This is a genomic window from uncultured Mycobacterium sp., assembly GCF_964249325.1.
GTDB lineage: Bacteria > Actinomycetota > Actinomycetes > Mycobacteriales > Mycobacteriaceae > Mycobacterium.
On the sequence record NZ_CAXUCH010000222.1, the window covers coordinates 4,683 to 6,984 of the forward strand.

A 2,302-nucleotide genomic window follows, 5' to 3' on the forward strand; every position below is an offset into this window, starting at 1 on the left:
CGACTCAGATCTACACGCTGGTCACCGTGCACGCGCTGCGTGAAGTGTGGGCCGGCGCGCATCCGCGAGCCCGCTAGCGGTTTTCGCCTGGGAACTAGCGGCCCAGGTACTCCGACTCCAGCACCAGATCGGTGACCAGCGTCTGGTACTCCACGTGTGCCTTGTGCTCGGTGGTGTTCCAAAGCTTGCCCTGCTGCTCACGCATGTAGGCGCGGTACTTGGGCGCGCCGGGCACCTTGACGTTGTCGGCGACGACGATCGATCCCCGGTGCAGCCAACCCCGTTCGATGATGCTTTGCAGATCGGGAAGGTAGGCGTCCTTGTCATGGTCGAGGAACACCAAGTCCAGTGCGCCGGCGCTGAACCCGTGTTCGGTGGCCAGCGCATCCAGCGTGTGCCCACCGTCGCCGATGGTGCCGACAACACACGTCACCCGGTCGCCGACTCCGGCATGCGCCCAGATCTGTCGAGCGTTGACAGCGTTGGCTTCGGCCAGCTCGACCGAGTACACCTTGGCGGCCGGTGCGGCACGCGCAATCCGCAGTGCCCCGTAGCCGCAGTAGGTGCCCAACTCCAGTGCGAGTTTCGGGTCGGCGCGGCGGACCGCGGCGTCGAGCAGCGCCCCTTTCTCCGGGCCGACGTTGATGAGCATCGACTTCTCGTAGGCGAACCGGTCGATGGTGGCCAGCACGTCGTCGATGTCGCCTGGGCGGGCGTTCTTCACCACGTATTCGACGGCTGCAGCTTCGCGCCCGTCGCCGATCTGGCCGGTCGTGGTGATGTTGCGGCTGCCCGTCGCCATCCTCAACACCGACCACCGCAAGAAGGGGATGCGCCGCTTGAGATTCATGACGGAGACGATAGCCCGGCGACGATGCAGAGCGCGTAGCGCGATGAGGAGGAGCCGGGTAATAAGGTCCGGCCGTGCGTTTCGGGAATTCGCTGGTTAGGTTGCTTGCGGGTTTCCCGGCGCAGGCGTGTTAAGCCGTTAGACTTTCCTGCGATGTCCGGCACTGGCCTGTCCGTCACCAACCGAACGCCCATGCGTTCGGCGACGAGCCCCGCCCCGGCATGATCGGCGCCAACGACGATGATGCCCGCTTAGTCGGGATCGAGGAGTGGCGCTTATGACCGACGACGCCGACAGCGGCGCGGGTGTCGGGCTAACCGGTCGGTCGCCGCGGGCGATTCCCGAGCCGAAACCGCTTACGTCGCACGGGCCTGCCAGGGTTGTCGCGATGTGCAACCAGAAGGGCGGCGTCGGCAAGACCACGTCGACGATTAACCTGGGCGCCGCGCTGGCTGAGTACGGGCGTCGGGTGCTGCTGGTGGACATGGATCCGCAGGGCGCACTGTCCGCTGGCCTGGGTGTGCCGCACTACGAGCTCGAGCGCACGATTCACAACCTTCTGGTGGAGCCCCGGGTGTCGATCGACGACGTGCTCATCCATACCCGCGTCAAGCACATGGACCTGGTTCCCAGCAACATCGACCTGTCGGCCGCCGAAATTCAGCTGGTCAACGAGGTGGGTCGCGAGCAGACGCTGGCCCGGGCGCTGCACCCGGTGCTCGACCGCTACGACTACGTGCTGATCGACTGCCAGCCGTCGCTTGGCTTGCTCACCGTCAACGGTCTGGCCTGCGCCGACGGTGTGGTGATCCCAACCGAGTGCGAATACTTCGCACTGCGCGGCCTGGCGTTGCTCACCGACACCGTCGACAAGGTGCACGATCGGCTCAACCCCAAGCTGCAGATCAGCGGCATCCTGGTCACCCGTTACGACCCGCGTACGGTCAACGCGCGCGAGGTCATGGCTCGTGTCGTGGAGCGGTTTGGTGACCTGGTGTTCGACACGGTCATCACGCGCACCGTGCGCTTCCCGGAAACCAGCGTCGCCGGCGAGCCCATCACCTCGTGGGCGCCGAAGTCGAGCGGTGCGGAGGGCTACCGCTCATTGGCCCGCGAGGTCATTCACCGATTCGGCGCGTGAACGACCGCGTGGACTTCGAGGGCTCAACCCAGAACGGCTTTCAGGTCCGGCTCACCAACTTCGAGGGGCCGTTCGACCTGCTGCTGCAGCTGATCTTCGCGCATCGCCTCGATGTCACCGAGGTGGCGCTTCACCAGGTGACCGATGAGTTCATCGCCTATACGCGTGCGATCGGAGCCGACCTGGAGCTGGAAGAGACCACGGCGTTCCTGGTGGTTGCCGCGACGCTGCTTGACCTCAAGGCGGCCCGGCTGCTGCCTGCCGGGCAGGTCGACGACGAGGAGGATCTGGCGCTGCTGGAGGTCCGGGAC

3 protein-coding genes and 1 pseudogene (1 of these 4 running past the window's edge) are annotated in these 2,302 nt (G+C 65.8%); 3 read left to right on the forward strand and 1 reads right to left on the reverse strand.

The window, feature by feature from the left end:
• Positions 1-77 (forward strand): annotated as a pseudogene (locus tag ACFE99_RS20585) (site-specific tyrosine recombinase XerD); it begins 862 nt to the left of the window's first position.
• Positions 78-94: 17 nt separating this feature from the next.
• Here ACFE99_RS20585 and ACFE99_RS20590 read toward each other — a convergent pair.
• Complete coding sequence (locus tag ACFE99_RS20590) at positions 95-850, reverse strand: O-methyltransferase (protein ID WP_375488263.1); 756 nt, start codon at positions 848-850, stop codon at positions 95-97.
• A 277-nt stretch (positions 851-1,127) separates the two neighbouring features.
• On the opposite strand from ACFE99_RS20590, the gene ACFE99_RS20595 reads away from it, so the two are divergent.
• Both ACFE99_RS20595 and ACFE99_RS20600 read left to right on the forward strand, forming a co-directional pair.
• Positions 1,128-1,991 (forward strand): ParA family protein, encoded by an 864-nt coding sequence (locus tag ACFE99_RS20595; RefSeq protein ID WP_375488264.1) that lies wholly within the window; start codon positions 1,128-1,130, stop codon positions 1,989-1,991.
• The coding region (locus tag ACFE99_RS20600; RefSeq protein WP_375488265.1) for a segregation and condensation protein A at positions 1,988-2,302 on the forward strand (315 nt) is incomplete at its 3' end. The genes ACFE99_RS20595 and ACFE99_RS20600, both read left to right, overlap by 4 nt.